Genomic DNA, 17,013 nt, shown 5'->3' on the forward strand with positions numbered 1-17,013 from the left:
CGTGCCCGAGGCGGACACCCACACCGACTGGGTCGAGAACTCCGCTTCCGGGAGTACGAACCGGGGTCTGCTGGGCACCCTCTGGGAGTCGCGGGAACTCGTCGGTTTCCTCGCGCTCAAGGACCTGAAGATCCGCTACAAGCAGGCCGCGCTGGGGTTCCTCTGGGTCGCGGCGCAGCCCCTGGCCACCGTCGCGGTCTTCACCCTGGTGTTCGACCGCCTGGGCCAGGTGGACAGCGGGGACCTGCCGTACCCGGTGTTCGCCCTCGCCGGCCTGGTGAGCTGGACCTACGTGTCCTACGTCGTGACCCAGGGGAGCCAGGTCCTCGTCGAGAACGCGTCGCTGGTCACGAAGGTCTACTTCCCGCGCATCGCGGCGCCCGCGTCCACCCTCCTGCCACCGCTGGCGGACATGGCCGTCGCCGCCGGCCTCCTGCTCGTCCTGGCCATCGCCTACGGAGTCCCCCCGACCTGGCACCTCGTGCTCGTACCGGCGTGGTTGCTCCTGCTCGCGTCGATCGCGCTCGGGATGTGCCTGTGGCTGTCGGCGATCAACGTCCGCTACCGGGACGTGAAGCACGCGCTGGGACCGCTCGTGCAGCTCTGGCTCTTCGCGAGCCCGGTGGCCTACTCCGGCCAGGGGCTGGACGGTGTCGCCGGCTGGGCCTATGCCCTGAACCCGATGGTCGGGACGATCGAGCTGGGGAGGTGGGTCCTGGTCGGGGCTCCCCTCGACGGCCGCGACGTGGCGATGGCGGCGATCATCGCGGTGGTCCTCCTCGTCACCGGCTCCCGGTACTTCCTGCGCGCCGAGCGCTCGTTCGCAGACGTCGTCTGAGCGCGTCGTGGACCGCATCCAGGTGGAGCACGTCAGCAAGCGGTACGTGCTCGGCGAACGCAGCAACACCGCGGGGGAGCTCGTGACCTCGGCGCTCCGGCGACTGACCACCAGACGGGCCCGCAGCCCGCAGCGGGAGCTGTGGTCCCTCAGAGACGTCACCTTCCGCGTCTCGGAGGGCGAGTCCCTCGGGATCGTCGGTCGCAACGGTGCCGGGAAGAGCACGATCCTCAAGATCCTGACGCGCATCACCAGCCCCACGGACGGCGTGGCGAGGACCCGTGGGCGCGTCGCCGCGCTGCTGGAGGTGGGCACGGGCTTCCACCCGGAGCTGACCGGCCGGGAGAACGTCTACCTGAACGGCGCGATCCTGGGCATGACCCGTCGGGACATCGCTCGACGCTTCGACAGCATCGTGGAGTTCGCCGGTACGGAGCGTTTCCTCGACACCCCGGTGAAGCGCTACTCCAGTGGGATGTACCTGCGGCTCGCCTTCGCCGTGGCCGCGCACCTGGAACCCGACATCCTCGTCGTCGACGAGATCCTCGCCGTGGGTGACGCGGAGTTCCAGCGCAAGTGCCTGGGACGGATGGAGGAGGCCGGGCGAGAGGGCCGCACCATCGTGTACGTGAGCCACGACCTCGACAGCCTGCGCAGCGTCTGCTCCCGGGCGATGTGGCTCGAGGCCGGCCGCGTGCGCGACGAGGGGGCGACGGCCGAGGTGGTCCGGGAGTACCTCCGGTCCGGCCTGTCCTCCGCCGACAGCGGGACCTCACTGCTGCAGGCGGGCCCCCTCACCGTCACGAGCGTCGAGGCGGGTCCCGCCCACGCCCCGGGGACGTCGGTGGTGATGCAGGAGGACGTCACCAGGGTGACGGTGTGCTTCACCCTGCAGGAGCGCATCCCCGGGCTGGACCTGGCGATCAACCTCACCTCGAGCAAGGGTGTCCGCGTCCTCGACCAGGCGCTCAGCGACTCCGAGCACCGCCAACTGGAGGCCGGCGACTACGCGATGTCCCTGGAGATCCCCCCCGTCCTGAACGTCGACACGTACGCGGTCGGTGTCTGGTTCGGGACGTCACACGTCGACCTCATCGACGAGCCCGCCGTGACCTCGTTCACGCTGCACGGCAGCGACCGCGGGCGACCGGGCAGGGTGCTCGTCACCGACTTCCCCCTGTCCGTGGAGCGAGTGTGACGCCGTCCGGAACGGGTCCGCACCCGGGCGGCGGGCGCCTCCGCACGGGTGGACGGTCAGCAGGGCGCGTGCTGGCGCGGATCCGGTACTCCGCCCGGCTGGCACGGCGCATCGCGCGCTGCTCGGAGCTCCCCGCCGCCTCGCGACGGAGCCTCCTCCGCATGCTCCTCGTGGCGACCGCTGGGCTCGTCCGCGGCTACAGGTCGGTACCCGTCCCTGGCGGACGTCTCTTCGTGGGACGGCAGAGCTCGCTGATCGACATCACCACGATCGTCGACGTGTGGGAGGGAGCCATGTTCCCCGCCCGCTGCGCCGGCAGGGTGGTCGTGGACGTCGGCGCCCACAAGGGCTACTTCTCCTCGTGGGCCCTCTCCCACGGCGCGACCGCCGTCCTCTCGTACGAGCCGCAGTCGGAGAACGTCACGGCACTCCAACTGGGCCACGACTCCCACGACGCCGCGTCCTCGTGGCTGGTGCAGGCCGCGGCCGTCGGTGCCGAGTCCGGGCGGGCGACGCTGTACCTCTCAGGCGAGTCGTGGGGGCACTCGTTGCACCGCCACATGGCCGACACGGTCCGCAGCGAGCAGGTCGACGTCGTGACGCTCGAGTCGGCCCTCTCGCGTGCCGACGCCCTGCGCCCCGGCGCCGAGGTCGTGCTGAAGCTGAACGTCGAGGGCGCGGCGGGGGACATCCTCTTCGCCGCCCCTCCGGAGGCCCTGACGTCGGTCGTCGAGGTCCACCTGGACCACGAGCCCGGCTCTCCCCACTCGGCCGACAGCATCCTCCAGCACCTGGCCGATGCGGGTCTCTCGGACGTGCAGGTGCACCTCGGGCGGCTCTACCGCATCACGAGGCCGCTGCAGGCCCGGTGAGCCGGCTCCCCACGGAGGTGCGGGCCCGTCGAGGCCTGGGACGTCCCACTCCGTCCCGCGCACCCGGGACCCGTCAGCCGGCCTCCGCCACGGAGCCCCGGCGGCGGCGGCGGAACAGGACGACGCCGCTGGCGACCAGCGCGACCGCGACCACGACGGCGAGCACCAGCGGCGACCCGGCGCGCGCGGCCCACGCCGAGAGCCCCGGCACCGAGGCGCCCACCCCCACCTGCAGCACCGTGCCGGGCACCAGGCCGAGCGCGGTCCCCGCCGCGTAGGCCCCGAGCGGCACGGCCGACAACCCCGCCGCGTGACTCAGCACGCTGAACGGCATCACCGGCAGCACCCGGGCGACGAGGACCGCGACGAACCCGCGGCCGGCCACCGCCCGGTCGACGGCGGCCAGCTTCGGCCCGGCCAGCCGGACGGCGGTCTCGCGGCCGAGCCACCGGGACAGCCCGAAGGCGGCCAGCGCGCCCACCATGCCGCCGGCGAGGGCCACGCCCACCCCGGTCCAGAAGCCCAGGACGACGCCCAGCAGCACGCACAGCGCCGACCGCGGCACCGGCCCGACCAGCAGGGCACCCTTGGCGAGGGCCAGCAGCACGAGCCCCGCCGCCCCGGCGCCGGCCACCCAGCGACGCACCGCGTCGACGTCGGGGAGCTCGACGGTCAGCGCGACGACGGTCCCGGCGGCGAGGACGGCGAGCAGCGCCCCCGCCCGCACCCACGACGTCCGCACCGCTCCATGGTGCCGTGCGGAGGGCGTCGTCCCGGGTCGGCACACTGGGGACACCGCCGTCCACGCCGTCTCCCCGCGGCACCGAGGAGCCCGATGCGTCCCGCCCGGACCCGCCCGGCCGCCCTGCTGGCGCTCGTCTGCCTGGCCCTGTCCGCCTGCTCCGGATCGGCGGAGGACCCACCGCGGAGCACGGAGGCGACCACCGCCTCGACGACGGCGAGCAGCACCCCGTCGGAGGTCACGGTGCCGCCGGACGACCCCGTCGAGGCCGCCCTGGCCGGGATGGACCGCCGGGCGCAGGTGGCGCAGCTGTTCGTCGTCGGCGTGGAGCTCACCGACCTCTCCCCCGGTGACGACCTGGTCGCCGACGGCGTCGGTGGTGTCTTCCTGGCCGGCCGCTCGCAGGCCCCGGCCGAGGACCTCGCCGCCACCACCTCGCGCTGGACCGGCGACGCCCCGGGTCCGCGCCCGTGGGTCGCCGTCGACCAGGAGGGCGGCCAGGTCCAGGCGCTGCAGGGCCCCGGCTTCGACCGGCTCCCGGCCGCGGACGAGCAGGGGCAGCTGCCACCCGATCAGCTGGCCGCCCTCGCCGGCACCCTCGGCGCGCAGCTCGCCTCGGCGGGGGTCACCCTCGACCTCGCGCCGGTCGCCGACGTCGTCCCGGCCGGCACCGAGGAGGCCAACGACCCGATCGGCGCCTTCGGCCGGCAGTACGGCAGCACCGCGGCCGACGTCGTCCCGGACGTGCGGGCGGTCGTCGACGGGCTGGCCGCCCACGGCGTCACCTCGACGCTCAAGCACTTCCCCGGCCTCGGGCTGGTCGACGCCAACACCGACGAGGTCGCCGGCGTCACCGACCCGGTCACCTCCGCCACCGACGAGCAGGTGACCGCCTTCGGCGAGCTCGCCCGCTCGGAGGCCGACCCTTTCGTGATGGTCTCCTCGGCGACCTACCCGCGGCTGGACCCGGACGCGCCGGCCACCTTCTCCCGGCAGGTGATCAGCACCCTCCTGCGCGGCTTCCTCGGCTTCGACGGCGTGGTCATCACCGACGACGTCGGCGCGGCCGTCACCTTCCAGGACGTGCCGCCCGGCGACCGGGCCGTCCGCTTCCTCGAGGCCGGCGGCACGCTCGTGCTCACCCTCGACGCCGACGTCTACCCGGAGATGGTCGACGCCGTCCTCGCCCGCGCGGAGGCCGACCCGGAGTTCTCCGACACCGTCGACGCCGCCGTGCGCACGGCGCTCACCGCCAAGGCGGAGGCCGGCCTGCTGTAGCCGGTCCGCGCCCCGCCCCGTTGACCGGCCGCCGGCCCGCGTCGATCCTCTGCGCCCGGACGGCCGCCGACGGCGCCGCCACGAGCAGAGGAGGCGCCCCGTGGGCCACCCGACGACGGCGGCCCGCCCCGGTGCCGCGACAGCCGCCGCGCTGCTGGCGTTCCTCCAGGGCGGGGTCTACCTGGGCGGCGTGGTCTGGCAGAGCGTGGACGTGGCGGCCTCGGACACCGGCCTGGAGGACCTCGGCCCCGCGGTGGTCGCCGTCCTCGGGGTCAGCGCACTGGGCGCGGCGCTGGTCCTCGGCGGGCTGTCGCTGCTGCGCCACTCGCGCCGCGCCCCACTGGCGTCGGCGTCCTGCGTCGACGCCCTCGCGTGCGGCGTCCTGCTGCTGGTCGTGGGCCTCACGGCGTCCGGTGGCCCGCTCTCGACGGCCGACCTCCTGGCGCTCGGGCTGGGTCTCGCCCTCCTGATCGGCCCGGTCCTGCGGCTGGTGCTGCTGGGCCGACCGCGACTGCTCGCCTGGGCCGGCACCCGGCGCAGCCCGGGCGGTGCGGGCGCCGTCCTGGCGGTCGTCCTCGCGATCGGCGTGCTCGCCGCGGTCTCCACCGTGCTGCTGGTGCTCGCCGCGCAGCAGGCTCCCGTCGGCGCGGCGGCCGTCCCGCCCGGGTGAGGCCCACGCGTGGTGCGTTGACCGGCCGTCCGGCGGAACAGATCCTGACGGCCGGACGACGGACCACCCGTCGCGCGAGGACGGGGACCGCAGTGAGCGACCAGTACGGCTGGCAGACCGACCAGTGGCCGGCACCGGCACCGACGACGCCCGCGCCGGTGGGCATCCGCCCGGGCCAGGCGACGGCCGCCGCGGTGCTGGCCTTCGTGCAGGCCGGGCTGCTCCTGCTCCTCGTCCTGATGATCACCGTCGCCTCGGTGGCCGACGACGTCCCCGGGGACGACGTCGGCATCGCCGTCCTGGTCACGCTGGCGGCCTGCGCGCTGGCCGGGCTGGACCTGCTCGGCGGCACCGGGCTGCTGCGCGGGACCGGCCGCACTCTGCTGCTGGTCACCTCGTGGGTCGAGACCGGCCTGATCGGCCTGCTGTTCCTCCTCCTGCTGGTCGACGTCACGACCGGCAACCCCGTCGACCCGGGAGGCGACGCCCTCGGCCTGATGGTCGTGCTGCTCCTGCTCGCCGTGCCGGTGGTGCGGCTGGTGCTCGTCCTCCAGCCGCGGGTCGCCGGCTGGGTCGCCGACCGGCAGCGGACGCGCACCGGCCCGCCCGTCTGGGCGCCGCACCTCGGGCAGTGGGTCCCCGGGCCCGCCCCGGCTCCCGCCTCGACCGCCGTCACGGTGGCCACGCTCGTGCCCGTGGGCGTCTTCGCCCTGGTGGCCACGGTGGCCCTCGCCGTGTCCGGCTCCTCCACCGTGGTCGTCGACGACTTCGGCACCGGCTACACCGGCTCGGGCGTCCCGTCCGACCCGCCGTCGCCGGCCGACCGCGACTTCGACGTCCGGTTCGACGGCGACGCCCAGGACTGCCACGACGGCGACATGTCCGCCTGCGACGACCTCTACGCCGAGACGCCGGTCGGCGACCCCTACGAGGAGTACGGGTCCACCTGTGGCGGCCGCCTCGACGACGAGACCTACGGCGACTGCGTCAGGATCTTCGGCCCGACCGACTGACCGGCCCGCCGAGGGCGGTCAGGCCACGTCCCAGTCGGCGTCGTCCACGTCCTCGCCGGTGCGACGTCGGCGGTGTTCGCGCCGCTCCGCCATCCGGATCGCCCTGCCGACGACGACGGCCGCACCGAACGCCACCGCCGGCCACCCGATCAGCACCCACATCCACCACGCCACGCGACCTCCTGCCGTTCCCCCGGCGCCCGTGGTGACGCCTCGGCACGATCAGGCTACGGAGCGCTCCGCAGGACGGCAGTGCGGGACGCGGCGGACCTCAGGAGGCCCTGCGTCCCGCGGGCGGGGCCTGCTCCTCGCCGTCGCGGGCCGGCACCTGGCCCCTCAGCTCACGTCGGTCGGCGGCCTCGACCACCTTGCCCACGCTCACCGCCAGCGCGGTCCCGAGGACGACCCACAGCAGCAGCGCCCACACCCACCACGGCACGTGTCTCCCTGCCGACGTACGACCCCCGTGGCTGACCGACTGGGGTACCCGGGAGGAGGACCGCGAGACATCCGGCGGGCGTGTGATCTGGCGCTGGTTGCGTTGCCCACAACCGATCAGCCGGGTAGAAATGAGCGGACCGCGTCTCCAGACACCGGGACGGGATCGCACCGCGCGGCTGCGCGACCGGGAAGGGCACAGTGGGCGACGCAGGACAGACCGGGCCGCTGGGCAGCGACCCGGCCCGGCAACACGTCGACGAGATGGCCGCGTCACTGCGCGGGGAGCTGGCCATGCAGGCCGCCGGGATCGGCACCTTCGACTGGGACCTCCTCACCGGCGTCCTCGACTGGGACGAGCGCCTGGTGGCGCTGTTCGGCTACGACGACACGTCCTTCGAGCGGACGATCGAGGGCTTCACCGCCCGCCTGCACCCCGACGACCGCGCCGCCGTCACCGCAGCCCTGCAGACGGCCATCGACGAGTGCGGCGAGTTCAGCACGCTCTACCGGATCTGCCTGCCCGGCGGCACCATCCGCTGGGTCTCGGCCCAGGGCCGGGCCCTCGCCGACGTCGACGGCGTGGCCGTGCGCGTGCTCGGCGCGGCCTACGACGTCACCGACCAGCGCGGCGACGCGCTCGGCGTCGCCGAGGTCCTCGAGGCGATGCCGGCCGGCTTCTACTCGCTGAGCCCCGACTGGCGCTTCACGCACGTCAACGCCGAGGCCGAGCGGCTGCTGGGCCGCCGTCGCGAGGACCTGCTCGGCGAGGTCATCTGGGACGCCTTCCCCGCCGCCGTCAGCTCCCTGTTCGAGGAGAGCTACCGCCGCGCCGTGCGGACCCGCGAGCCGGTGTCGTTCGAGGCGTACTACCCCGCGCCGCTGGACGGCTGGTACGAGCTGCGCGCCTGGCCGATCGCCGACGGCCTGTCGGTGTACTTCATGGACGTCACCGAGCGCGTGCGCGCCCAGGACGAGCTGCGCCGCACCGCCGAGCGCACCGTCACCGTGGCGCGCATCAGCACCGAGCTGGCCGGGTCGATGGACGCCGAGGTCGCCACCGGCCAGGTGCCGCGGATGGTCGTGCCCGCGCTCGCCGACGCCTGCATCGTCAGCGTCCTCGACGAGCACGGCCACACCCGGACGGTGAGCAGCTGGCACGCCGACGAGGACTCCCGCGACCTGCTGCAGCGCTACGCCCGGTCCCGCGCGGCCGCCCTCGCCGGCATCCCCGCGGTGGCCCGGACGCTCACCAGCGGCGACCCGCTGCAGCTGACCGGCGAGGAGGCGCTGGCCACCACCGTGCCCGGCGAGCCGCGCGAGCTGCTGACCCGGCTGGCCCCCTCCGCCGCGCTGGCCCTCCCGCTGCGCGGCCGCAACCACACCCTCGGCCTGGTGTCGCTCCTCTACACCGGCGACCGCGCGCCGACCGCCGACGAGGTCACCACCCTCCGCGACGTCGCCGACCGCCTGGGCATGGCCCTGGACAACGCCCGCCTCTACGGCGAGCAGCGCCAGCTGGCCCTGCAGCTGCAGCACTCGATGCTAACAGCGCCGCCCGAGCCCGACCACGCCGAGATCGTCGTCCGCTACTTCCCCGCCTCGGAGGCGGCCGCCGTCGGCGGCGACTGGTACGACGCGTTCCTGCAGGCCGACGGTGCGACCACGCTGGTCATCGGCGACGTCGCCGGCCACGACTCCGCCGCCGCCGCGACGATGGGTCAGCTGCGCAGCCTGGTCCGCGGGATCGCGCTGAGCACCGGCGCCGGGCCCGCCGCGGTGCTCACCGACCTCGACCGCGCGATGGAGCTGCTGCGCTTCCGCACCCTCGCCACCGCCGCCGTCGCCCGCTTCGAGCAGACGCGCGGCGAGATCACGAGCGGCACCACCCGCATGCGGTGGTCCAACGCCGGGCACACGCCGCCGATCCTGCTCACGCCCGGCGGCGACGTCCGCGTCCTGGGCTCCGAGCGCGCGGACATGCTGCTCGGCGTCGACCCGGAGACCCCGCGGCGGGAGTGGGTCGTCGAGCTCGAGCGCGGCGCGACCGTGCTGCTCTACACCGACGGCCTCGTCGAGCGCCGCGACGCCGACCTCGACGCCGGCACCGACCGGCTCACCGCGGCGCTCGCCGACCTCGGCGACCGGCCGCTGCAGGAGCTGTGCGACCTGCTCGTCCACCACATGGTCGACGGCCACCCCGACGACGACGTCGCGCTGGTCGCCGTGCGCCTGCACCCGCAGGACCGGCCCCGGCCGCCCGCCGCCGGGCCGGTCGACGTCCCCCGCTCGGTGCCCGCGGACCCCGCCGGACCCTGACTGCCTAGGGTCGCCCGGTGATCGTCGTGACCGCCGCGGGCGGACCCACCGGCACCGCGGTCGTCGGCGCGCTGCGGGCGCGCGGCGAGCAGGTGCGTGCCGTCGTCGCCACCCCCGGGCCGCGCCCGGAGCTCGAGGCGCTCGGCGCCGAGGTGGTCGCTGCCGACCTCACCGGGGACCTCTCCCCCGTGTTCGCCGGCGCCGGCGCGCTGTACCTGGTCTGGCCCAACTTCGACCCGCGCGAGGAGACCGGCGCCCCCGCCGTCCTGCGGGCCGCCGCACGGTCGGGTGTGCGGCGGCTGGTCTACCACTCGGTGCTGCGGCCCCAGCTGCGGTCGATGCCGCACCACGCCGCCAAGGACCGCGTGGAGGAGGTGCTCGACGACGTCGTCGCCGGCACCGCGGCGCGCTGGCGGGTGCTGCAGCCGTGCGCCTACGCCGACAACCTCGACGCGCAGGTCGCCGCCGCGGCCGGCAGCGGCGAGCTGGCCAGCCCGTGGGGCCTGGAGCGGGCGCAGTCGTTCGTCGACCTGCGCGACGTCGCCGAGGCCGCGGCCGTGCTGCTCACCGAGGACGGCCTGGACAGCGGCACCTTCGAGGCGGCCGGGCCGCAGGAGCTCACCGCGCCCGACGTCGCCCGGCTCGCCGGCGCGCACCTGGGCCGGGAGGTGACCGCCGTCGACGCCGACCCGCCGGCCGACGACGGCTCCCACGCCCGCCGGTGCCTGCGGGCGATGTTCGCGTCCTACCGCGCGCACGGGTTCACCGGCAGCCCGCGGGTGCTCACCGCGCTGCTCGGCCGCCCGCCGCGCACCTACGCCGAGCACCTCGGCGGGCTCCCGGAGGCTGCTGTCAGCGGGTGACGGTCGGGGCGTGCCCGTTCTGCTTCGCGGCCTGCTCGGCGGCCTCCTTCGCAGCGAGGCGCTCCCGCTGGGGGACGACGGTGTACTTCGGGTCCCTGGCCGAGACCAGGCCGGCCTCGAAGACGCCGAAGCGGGTGAGCAGCGAGCCGGCCGCCAGCAGCACCCCGGCCACGACGGCCCCGGCGCGGCGACGCCCGGCGACGACGGTCAGCGCGGCGCCCGCGGCGGTGCAGCCCTTGGCGATCCGCAGCAGCGTGCCGGGCCGGCCCTCGTGGTAGGGCTCGCTGACGATGCCGTGCCCGCTCTCCACCCGGTGCATGACGGCGAGCTCGATCGCCGCGCCGGCCACCGCGGTCCGCCGCGAGGGCCCGGCCTCGGCCACCGGCGTGAACAGCATGGTCACGCCGCCGCCGGCCGCCATCGCCGAGCCGCCGAAGACGAACGGCAGTTCGTCGTGCGCCGCGTGCCACGAGGGCACCGCGGTGTTGGCCAGCAGCACCGCCGTGTAGGTGGCCAGCGGCCCGCCGAACAGCGCCGAGACCACCCCGCCGAAGCGCTTGAGCCGCGGGAACCAGCCGAGCAGCTCCACGGCCGCCGTCGCCCCGGCCGCCGCGCCGAACGGCGCCAGGATGTAGGAGCCGACCGACAGCGGCGAGGTCGGCTTGAACACCCGCAGCATGTGCAGGAAGCGCTCGGGCCGGCCGAGGTCGTGGATGAGGAAGACCACCGAGGCGATCGCCCCGCCGCCGGCGGTGTAGCGGGCGGTGCGGGTCAGCGAGGGCCGGCCGGTCACGTCGGCGACCGCCGCGAGGATCGACGACGACCCGGCCATCCCGCCGAGGAACAGGTACAGCGGCACGTCCGGCGACTTCCACACCGGCGGCTTGATGATCGGGCGCCCGTAGTAGGAGGTGAACTGGGCGTCGTCGACCATGGCGACCTCGCCGCCACCGCCACGCCGCCCGCCCCGGCGCCGGCGCTTGCCACGGGCCTCCGCGGACGGCCCGTCCGCCCGCCGCCAGCCCGCGCCCGGTGTGGCCAGTCCCTCGGTCACCGGTCCCCCTCCGACGGAGATGGCCATCTCCGCCGCGCATGGCCGGTCACCGGGGTCGCCGTCCGACGAAGGCCGAGAGCACGACGCCGGCGATCATCGCCGCGCCGGCGGCGGCCGACCTCCACATCGAGGGCAGGTCGCGGGTGGTGACCACCGGGTCCGGCGGCAGGCCGTAGACCTCCGGCTCGTCGAGCAGCAGGAAGAACGCGCCCGCGCCGCCGACGCCGTCGTCCTCGTCCCGGCCGTAGAGCCGCGCCGTCTCCACGCCCTGGCCCTTGAGCGTGGCCAGCCGCGCGTCGGCCCGGGCCTGCAGCTCGTCGAGGTTGCCGAACTGGATGGACTGGGTGGGGCACGCGGTGGCGCAGGCCGGCTGCAGCCCGTCGGTGAGCCGGTCGTAGCACATCGTGCACTTGAAGACCCGGCCGTCGTCCTTGCGCTGGTCGATCACCCCGTACGGGCAGGCGGGCACGCAGTAGCCGCAGCCGTTGCAGATGTCGCCCTGCACGACGACGGTGCCGAACTCGGTGCGGAACAGCGCACCCGTGGGACAGACGTCGAGGCACCCGGCGTGCGTGCAGTGCTTGCAGACGTCGGAGCTCATCAGCCAGCGGATCTGCTTGTCGGAGCCGGTCTGCCCCGTCTGCGGGTCGAACTCGCTCAGCGCCTCCGCGTTGAGGACGCCGGACTGCTGCGCCCTCGCCAGGCTCTCGTCGTTCTGCCCCTCGGCCACCGACGGGCCCTGGCCCCCGCGGTCGTCCCCGGGCCGCCCGAAGGTCGGCGTCGGCAGGTCGACGGTGCGGCTCTGCTCGATGAAGGCCACGTGCCGCCAGGAGTTGGCGCCGAGCTGGCCGGTGTTGTCGTAGGACATCCCGGACAGCCCGATGACGTCGCGCACGCCGTGCGAGTCGTCCATCGGCAGGGTGTTCCACTCCTTGCACGCCACCTCGCAGGCCTTGCAGCCGATGCACACCGAGGTGTCGGTGAAGAAGCCCACGCGCGCCGGGTGGTCGGTGTCGTAGCCGGCCTGCCCGGTCACGTCCGGCACCGGACCGTAGAGCCGGTTCTCCGGGTCGTGCCCGGTGAAGGCCGCGCTCGCCGAGCTGATCGAGGTCATGCCGGACTCCTCACTGCTGGGAACCCTCGCCGGCCTCGGCGGCGACCGGGTCACGGCCGTTCACCCCGACCCGGCCCGAGTCGACGCCGGCCCGCCGGCGGTAGCCCTCCACGAACTCGATGAGCTCCGGGCCGCGCGGACGCCGTCCCGGCCGGATGTCGGCGGTGCTGACCTTGTCCTCCTGGATGTGGGTGTTCGGGTCGAGCACGATCCCGAGCAGGTCGTTGGCCGAGTCGCCGGTCGAGATGCCGCTGTAGGACCAGTGGTAGGGCATCCCGATCTGGTGCACGACCTGGCCGGTGCGCAGCCGGATCGGCCGCATCCGCTCGGTGACCAGCACCTTCGCCTCGATCGCGGTCCGGGTGCTGACCAGCGTGGCGTACTCCCCGTTGACCAGGCCGCGCAGCGCGGCGAGCTCCGGGCTGACCTCCACGAAGAACTCCGGCTGCAGCTCCGACAGGTAGGGCAGCGTGCGGCTCATCCCGCCGGCGGTGTGGTGCTCGGTGAGCCGGTAGGTGGTCACCTGGAACGGGAAGACCGGGCTCAGCGAGGGGTTCTCGCGGTTCCACGGCCCCTCGATGTGCTCGATCGTCGGGTTCGCCTGCTGCTTGTACAGGGCGTTCTCGACGACGGACTCCGCCGGCTCGTAGTGCGTCGGCAGCGGGCCGTCGACCACGCCGGCGGGCGCGAACAGCCAGGCCTTGCCGTCCCCCTGCATGATGAACGGGTCGGAGCCGCCGATGGCGTCCTGCGCACGGGCTCCCGCCGGCGGCACGTAGTCCGGCCGCTTGGTCGCCTCGAAGTCCGGGACGTCGGCCCCGGTCCAGCGGCCGGCGTCGGAGTCCCAGTACACGTACTTCTTGCGCTCGCTCCACGGCCTGCCGTCGGGGTCGGCCGAGGCGCGGTTGTAGAGGATGCGCCGGTTGTACGGCCAGGCCCAGCCCCACTCGGAGGCGACCTGCCCCTGCTCCCGGCCCGGCTTGCGGCGGGCGGCCTGGTTGACCTCGTCGGCGTAGACGCCGGAGTAGATCCAGCAGCCGCACGACGTCGAGCCGTCGTCCTTCAGCTCCATGTACCCGGACACGGCCCGCCCGTCGGGGCCGACGCCGTTGATCTCCCGCAGGACGTCCTCGGCGCTGGGCTCCCGGTCGGGACCGTGCGTCGGGTAGTCCCAGGTCAGGTCCAGCAGCGGGCGGTCCCGCGGGTCGGTCGAGTCCTTCAACCGCTCGCGCAGGATGCGGCCGAGGTGGAAGTAGAACCACAGGTCGCTCTTGGCGTCGCCCGGCGGGTCGACGGCCTTGTGCCGCCACTGCAGCAGCCGCTGCGTCTGGGTGAAGGTGCCCTCCTTCTCCGCGTGCGACGCCGCGGGCACGAAGAAGACCTCGGTGGCGATCGTCTCGGGGGCCAGCTCCCCGGTCTCGATCTCCGGCGACTCCTTCCAGAAGGTCGCCGACTCGATCATCTGCAGGTCGCGGACGACCAGCCAGTCGAGGTTGGCCAGGCCGAAGCGGTTCATCCGGCCGTTGGGGTGCCCGACCGTGGGGTTCTCCCCGACGAGGAAGTAGCCGGAGACCTTCCCCTCGATCATGTCCTTGATCGTCCGGTAGGAGCTGTGGTCGCCGTCGATCTTCGGCATGTGGTCGAAGCAGAAGTCGTTCTCCGCGGTCGCGGCGTCGCCCCACCATGCCTTGAGCAGGCTGACCGTGTACGCCCGCTTGTTGCCCCAGAAGCCGGCCTTGCCGGCCGCGTCGGCGCAGTACTCGTCGAGCGACCCGTGCTGCAGCGCGTGCGGCATGGGCAGGTAGCCCGGCAGCAGGTTGTACAGCGTCGGGACGTCGGTCGAGCCCTGGATGCTGGCGTGCCCGCGCAGCGCCAGGATGCCGCCGCCGGGACGGCCGATGTTCCCCAGCAGCGTCTGGAGGATCGAGCAGGTGCGGATGTACTGCGCGCCGACGCTGTGCTGCGTCCAGCCCACCGAGTAGACCCACGCCGTCGTCCGGTCCCGCTTGCTGTTCTCGGTCACCCAGCGGGCGACCTGCAGGAACACCTCCGGCTCGATGCCGCAGACCTCGGCCACCATCTCCGGGGTGTAGCGGGCGAAGTGCCGCTTGAGGACCTGGAAGACAGTGCGCGGGTGCTGCAGCGTCTCGTCCCGCTTCGGCTTCGCCGGGATCGGCGGGCCGCCGCTGCCGGCCGCCTGGGCCTTGTCGGTCTTCTTGATCTCGGGGTGCTGCTCGAGGCGGTCCTGCTCCGCGGCCTCCGCGGGGTCGTCCGAGGCCGCGTGCGGCGGCTCCTCCGGCTCGTACTGCCAGCTCGCCTCGTCGTACTGGTTGTTCTCCGGGTCGAACCCGGAGAACAGGCCGCCGAGGTCCTCGGCGTCGACGAAGTCCTCACGCACCAGCGCCGCGGCGTTGGTGTAGGCGACGACGTACTCCCTGAAGTAGAGGTCGTTCTCCAGGACGTGGTGGATCAGGCCGCCGAGGAAGGCGATGTCGGTGCCCATGCGCAGCGGCACGTGCAGGTCGGCGATCGCGCTGGTGCGGGTGAACCGCGGGTCGATGTGGATCACCTTGGCGCCGCGCGCCTTGGCCTCCGCGACCCACTGGAAACCCACCGGGTGGCACTCGGCCATGTTCGAACCCTCGATGACGATGCAGTCGGAGTTCGCGAGGTCTTCCTGGGTGTTCGTGGCACCGCCACGACCGAACGAGGCGCCCAGACCGGGCACCGTGGCGGAGTGCTATATGCGCGCCTGGTTCTCGATCTGGATGGCGCCCAGGGCGCTGTAGAGCTTCTTCATGAGGTAGTTCTCCTCGTTGTCGAGGGTCGCCCCTCCGAGGCTCGCTATCCCCATGGTGCGGTTCACGCGCTTGCCGTCGTTCTCGTCCTGCCAGCCCTTGCGCCGGGCCTCGAGGACGCGGTCGGCGATCATCTCCATCGCCGTGTCGAGCTCGAGGTCCTCCCACTCCGTCCCGTACGGACGGCGGTACTTGACCGTGGTGACCCGGGTCGGGCTCGTGACCAGCGACTTGCTGGCGCTGCCCTTGGGGCACAGCCGGCCGCGGCTGATCGGCGAGTCCGGGTCCCCCTCGATCTGGACGATCTCCTCGTCCTTCACGAAGATGCGCTGCCCGCAGCCCACGGCACAGTAGGGGCACACGCTCTGCACGACACGGTCGGCGGTGGCCGTGCGGCTCACCACGTTCTCCGTCGCCCTGCTGCGCGCGGCGGAGCCGCGGCCGAGCGGATCGGGGCCGGTCAGCTGCCGGAACACCGGCCAGGCGTCGAGCCAGGTCTTCACCCTGTGGACTCTGCCACTCCGCGCGCGGATCGGCCTCCGGGACGTCCCGGGACCGCATCCGCGCTCAGGCGGGCTCGTCCAGGCGCTGGAAGAGCAGGTGGTCCTGCCACTCGCCGGCGATCTGCAGGTAGCGCGGGGCCATCCCGATCCGCTCGAAGCCGTTGCGCGCGAGCACCCGCTGCGACCGGACGTTGTGCAGCAGCGTCGCGGCGCCCAGCCGGTGCAGCCCCAGCTCGTCGAAGGCCCGGCGCACCGTGAGCGCCACCGCGGTGCTCGCCACGCCGCGGCCGTTGTGGGTCGAGGCCACCCAGTAGCCGAGGTCGCCGGACTGGAAGGCGCCCCGGACGACGTTGCTGACGGTCATCCGCCCGACGACCGCGCCGTCGGCGAGCACGACCAGCGGCAGCGCCCGCCCGGCCGCGGCGTCGGCGAGGGCCTGCGCGACGACCTCCCGCTGCACCTCCTCGGTGGCGTGGTCCTCCGCCCGCACGGGCTCCCACGGGGCGAGGAAGTCGCGCTCGGCCCGCAGCAGCCGCGCCAGCACCGGGACGTCGTCGGGGCGCAGCGACCGGACCTCGACCTGCACGGGCGCCGACCCTAGGTGGCGGGGTCGGCCCGCTCCGCCGCGAGGTGCTCCTGCGCCAGCCGCCGCGGCGCCTTGGCCAGCCACGCCTCGGTGACCAGCTCGGCGAGCTCGGCGACGTCGACGGCGTCGAGCCGCACCAGGACGGCGGCGTAGCCGTCGAAGTGCGGCGTCGTCAGGTAGACGGCGGGGTCGTCGGCGACCAGTGCCCGCTTGACGCCCTCGTCGGCGACGGCGGCGGCGAGGACGGGGCCGCCGGGAGCGGCGTCGCCGAGGTGCTCGAGGTCGGCGCGGCGCAGCGGGCGCTCCCACACGAAGGCCCGGTCGCGCACCTTCCACGCCTGCGCGCCGTACGAGGTGCCCTCGGCGGTCCCGGGCAGCGCGAGGGCCAGGCGCCGCACGTCCGCCCAGGTGGCCACGGGGCGACGCTAGCGCCGTCCGGGTCAGACCGGGGTGACGCCCGGCGTCCGCTGTCCGCGCGGCGGCAGGGCCAGTCCGCAGGCGGCCAGCCGCTCGCGCAGCCGGGCGGCCTCCTGGCGCCGGTGCTCGGCCCGCCGGAGCAGGACGGCCACCTGCAGCGGGTCGGCGGTGCGCTGCGCGCGCAGCTCCAGCACCGCCGCCGTCTCCAGGTGCAGCGCCATGCGCCGCAGCTCACCGGACAGCTCCGCCGTCCGCAGACCCGACCCCGGGTCCCCCTCCACTGAGGTCATGGGAGGCATGGTGGAACGCA

General features: G+C 74.3%; 18 protein-coding genes. 8 read left to right on the forward strand and 10 right to left on the reverse strand.

What is annotated here, in order from left to right:
* Position 1 precedes the first annotated feature (1 nt).
* The 3 genes from FN207_RS22900 (at position 2) to FN207_RS22910 (ending at position 2,908) form a co-directional block, all read left to right on the forward strand.
* Positions 2-838 (forward strand): ABC transporter permease, encoded by an 837-nt coding sequence (locus FN207_RS22900; RefSeq protein ID WP_185938522.1) that lies wholly within the window; start codon positions 2-4, stop codon positions 836-838.
* A gap of 7 nt (positions 839-845) precedes the next feature.
* Positions 846-2,036: an ABC transporter ATP-binding protein gene (locus FN207_RS22905; protein ID WP_142460751.1), complete on the forward strand. Its 1,191-nt coding sequence runs from the start codon at positions 846-848 to the stop codon at positions 2,034-2,036.
* Between the two features lie 233 nt (positions 2,037-2,269).
* Positions 2,270-2,908: an FkbM family methyltransferase gene (locus tag FN207_RS22910; protein ID WP_185938523.1), complete on the forward strand. Its 639-nt coding sequence runs from the start codon at positions 2,270-2,272 to the stop codon at positions 2,906-2,908.
* A 73-nt stretch (positions 2,909-2,981) separates the two neighbouring features.
* On the opposite strand, the gene FN207_RS26550 is transcribed toward FN207_RS22910, so the two are convergent.
* Positions 2,982-3,650 carry a TVP38/TMEM64 family protein gene (locus tag FN207_RS26550; protein WP_185938524.1) on the reverse strand — a complete coding sequence of 223 codons (669 nt, stop codon included), beginning with the start codon at positions 3,648-3,650 and terminating at the stop codon, positions 2,982-2,984.
* A 93-nt stretch (positions 3,651-3,743) separates the two neighbouring features.
* Between FN207_RS26550 and FN207_RS22915 the strand changes: the two genes are divergently transcribed.
* The 3 genes from FN207_RS22915 (at position 3,744) to FN207_RS22925 (ending at position 6,611) form a co-directional block, all read left to right on the forward strand.
* Positions 3,744-4,928, forward strand: a complete 1,185-nt coding sequence (locus FN207_RS22915; RefSeq protein WP_185938525.1) for a glycoside hydrolase family 3 N-terminal domain-containing protein — start codon at positions 3,744-3,746, stop codon at positions 4,926-4,928.
* A gap of 100 nt (positions 4,929-5,028) precedes the next feature.
* A complete protein-coding gene (locus FN207_RS22920; protein ID WP_142460754.1) occupies positions 5,029-5,598 on the forward strand; it encodes a hypothetical protein in 570 nt (189 codons plus the stop codon).
* Between the two features lie 92 nt (positions 5,599-5,690).
* Positions 5,691-6,611 carry a hypothetical protein gene (locus FN207_RS22925; RefSeq protein WP_142460755.1) on the forward strand — a complete coding sequence of 307 codons (921 nt, stop codon included), beginning with the start codon at positions 5,691-5,693 and terminating at the stop codon, positions 6,609-6,611.
* A gap of 18 nt (positions 6,612-6,629) precedes the next feature.
* Here the strand turns inward: FN207_RS22925 and FN207_RS26555 are convergent, their stop codons facing one another.
* The gene (locus tag FN207_RS26555) at positions 6,630-6,785 is read right to left on the reverse strand and encodes a hypothetical protein (RefSeq protein WP_185938526.1); all 156 of its coding nucleotides are present in this window, start codon (positions 6,783-6,785) and stop codon (positions 6,630-6,632) included.
* Between the two features lie 97 nt (positions 6,786-6,882).
* A complete protein-coding gene (locus tag FN207_RS26560; protein ID WP_185938527.1) occupies positions 6,883-7,050 on the reverse strand; it encodes a hypothetical protein in 168 nt (55 codons plus the stop codon).
* 200 nt (positions 7,051-7,250) lie between these two features.
* Here FN207_RS26560 and FN207_RS22930 point away from each other — a divergent pair, with 200 nt between their 5' ends.
* On the forward strand, positions 7,251-9,368 hold the full coding sequence (locus FN207_RS22930; RefSeq protein ID WP_246066290.1) for a SpoIIE family protein phosphatase: 2,118 nt from the start codon (positions 7,251-7,253) through the stop codon (positions 9,366-9,368).
* Positions 9,369-9,385: 17 nt separating this feature from the next.
* Positions 9,386-10,231, forward strand: a complete 846-nt coding sequence (locus FN207_RS22935; protein ID WP_142460756.1) for an SDR family oxidoreductase — start codon at positions 9,386-9,388, stop codon at positions 10,229-10,231.
* Here the strand turns inward: FN207_RS22935 and nrfD are convergent.
* From nrfD to FN207_RS22970, 7 genes are all read right to left on the reverse strand, one after another.
* Positions 10,221-11,285, reverse strand: a complete 1,065-nt coding sequence (gene nrfD / locus FN207_RS22940) for an NrfD/PsrC family molybdoenzyme membrane anchor subunit (RefSeq protein ID WP_142460757.1) — start codon at positions 11,283-11,285, stop codon at positions 10,221-10,223. The genes FN207_RS22935 and nrfD overlap by 11 nt on opposite strands.
* 46 nt (positions 11,286-11,331) lie before the next feature.
* Positions 11,332-12,399: a 4Fe-4S dicluster domain-containing protein gene (locus FN207_RS22945; protein ID WP_142460758.1), complete on the reverse strand. Its 1,068-nt coding sequence runs from the start codon at positions 12,397-12,399 to the stop codon at positions 11,332-11,334.
* Positions 12,400-12,409: 10 nt separating this feature from the next.
* Positions 12,410-15,127, reverse strand: coding sequence for a formate dehydrogenase (gene fdh / locus FN207_RS22950; RefSeq protein WP_142460759.1), 2,718 nt, complete (start codon positions 15,125-15,127; stop codon positions 12,410-12,412).
* A gap of 12 nt (positions 15,128-15,139) precedes the next feature.
* Positions 15,140-15,700, reverse strand: a complete 561-nt coding sequence (locus tag FN207_RS27585) for a dehydrogenase (protein WP_142460760.1) — start codon at positions 15,698-15,700, stop codon at positions 15,140-15,142.
* Positions 15,701-15,764: 64 nt separating this feature from the next.
* Positions 15,765-16,286: a GNAT family N-acetyltransferase gene (locus FN207_RS22960; protein WP_142460761.1), complete on the reverse strand. Its 522-nt coding sequence runs from the start codon at positions 16,284-16,286 to the stop codon at positions 15,765-15,767.
* Positions 16,287-16,297: 11 nt separating this feature from the next.
* Positions 16,298-16,702, reverse strand: a complete 405-nt coding sequence (locus FN207_RS22965; RefSeq protein ID WP_142460762.1) for an MmcQ/YjbR family DNA-binding protein — start codon at positions 16,700-16,702, stop codon at positions 16,298-16,300.
* 24 nt (positions 16,703-16,726) lie between these two features.
* A complete protein-coding gene (locus FN207_RS22970) occupies positions 16,727-16,993 on the reverse strand; it encodes a hypothetical protein (protein WP_142460763.1) in 267 nt (88 codons plus the stop codon).
* Positions 16,994-17,013 lie beyond the last annotated feature (20 nt).

This window comes from Geodermatophilus aquaeductus, assembly GCF_900182545.1.
GTDB lineage: Bacteria > Actinomycetota > Actinomycetes > Mycobacteriales > Geodermatophilaceae > Geodermatophilus > Geodermatophilus aquaeductus.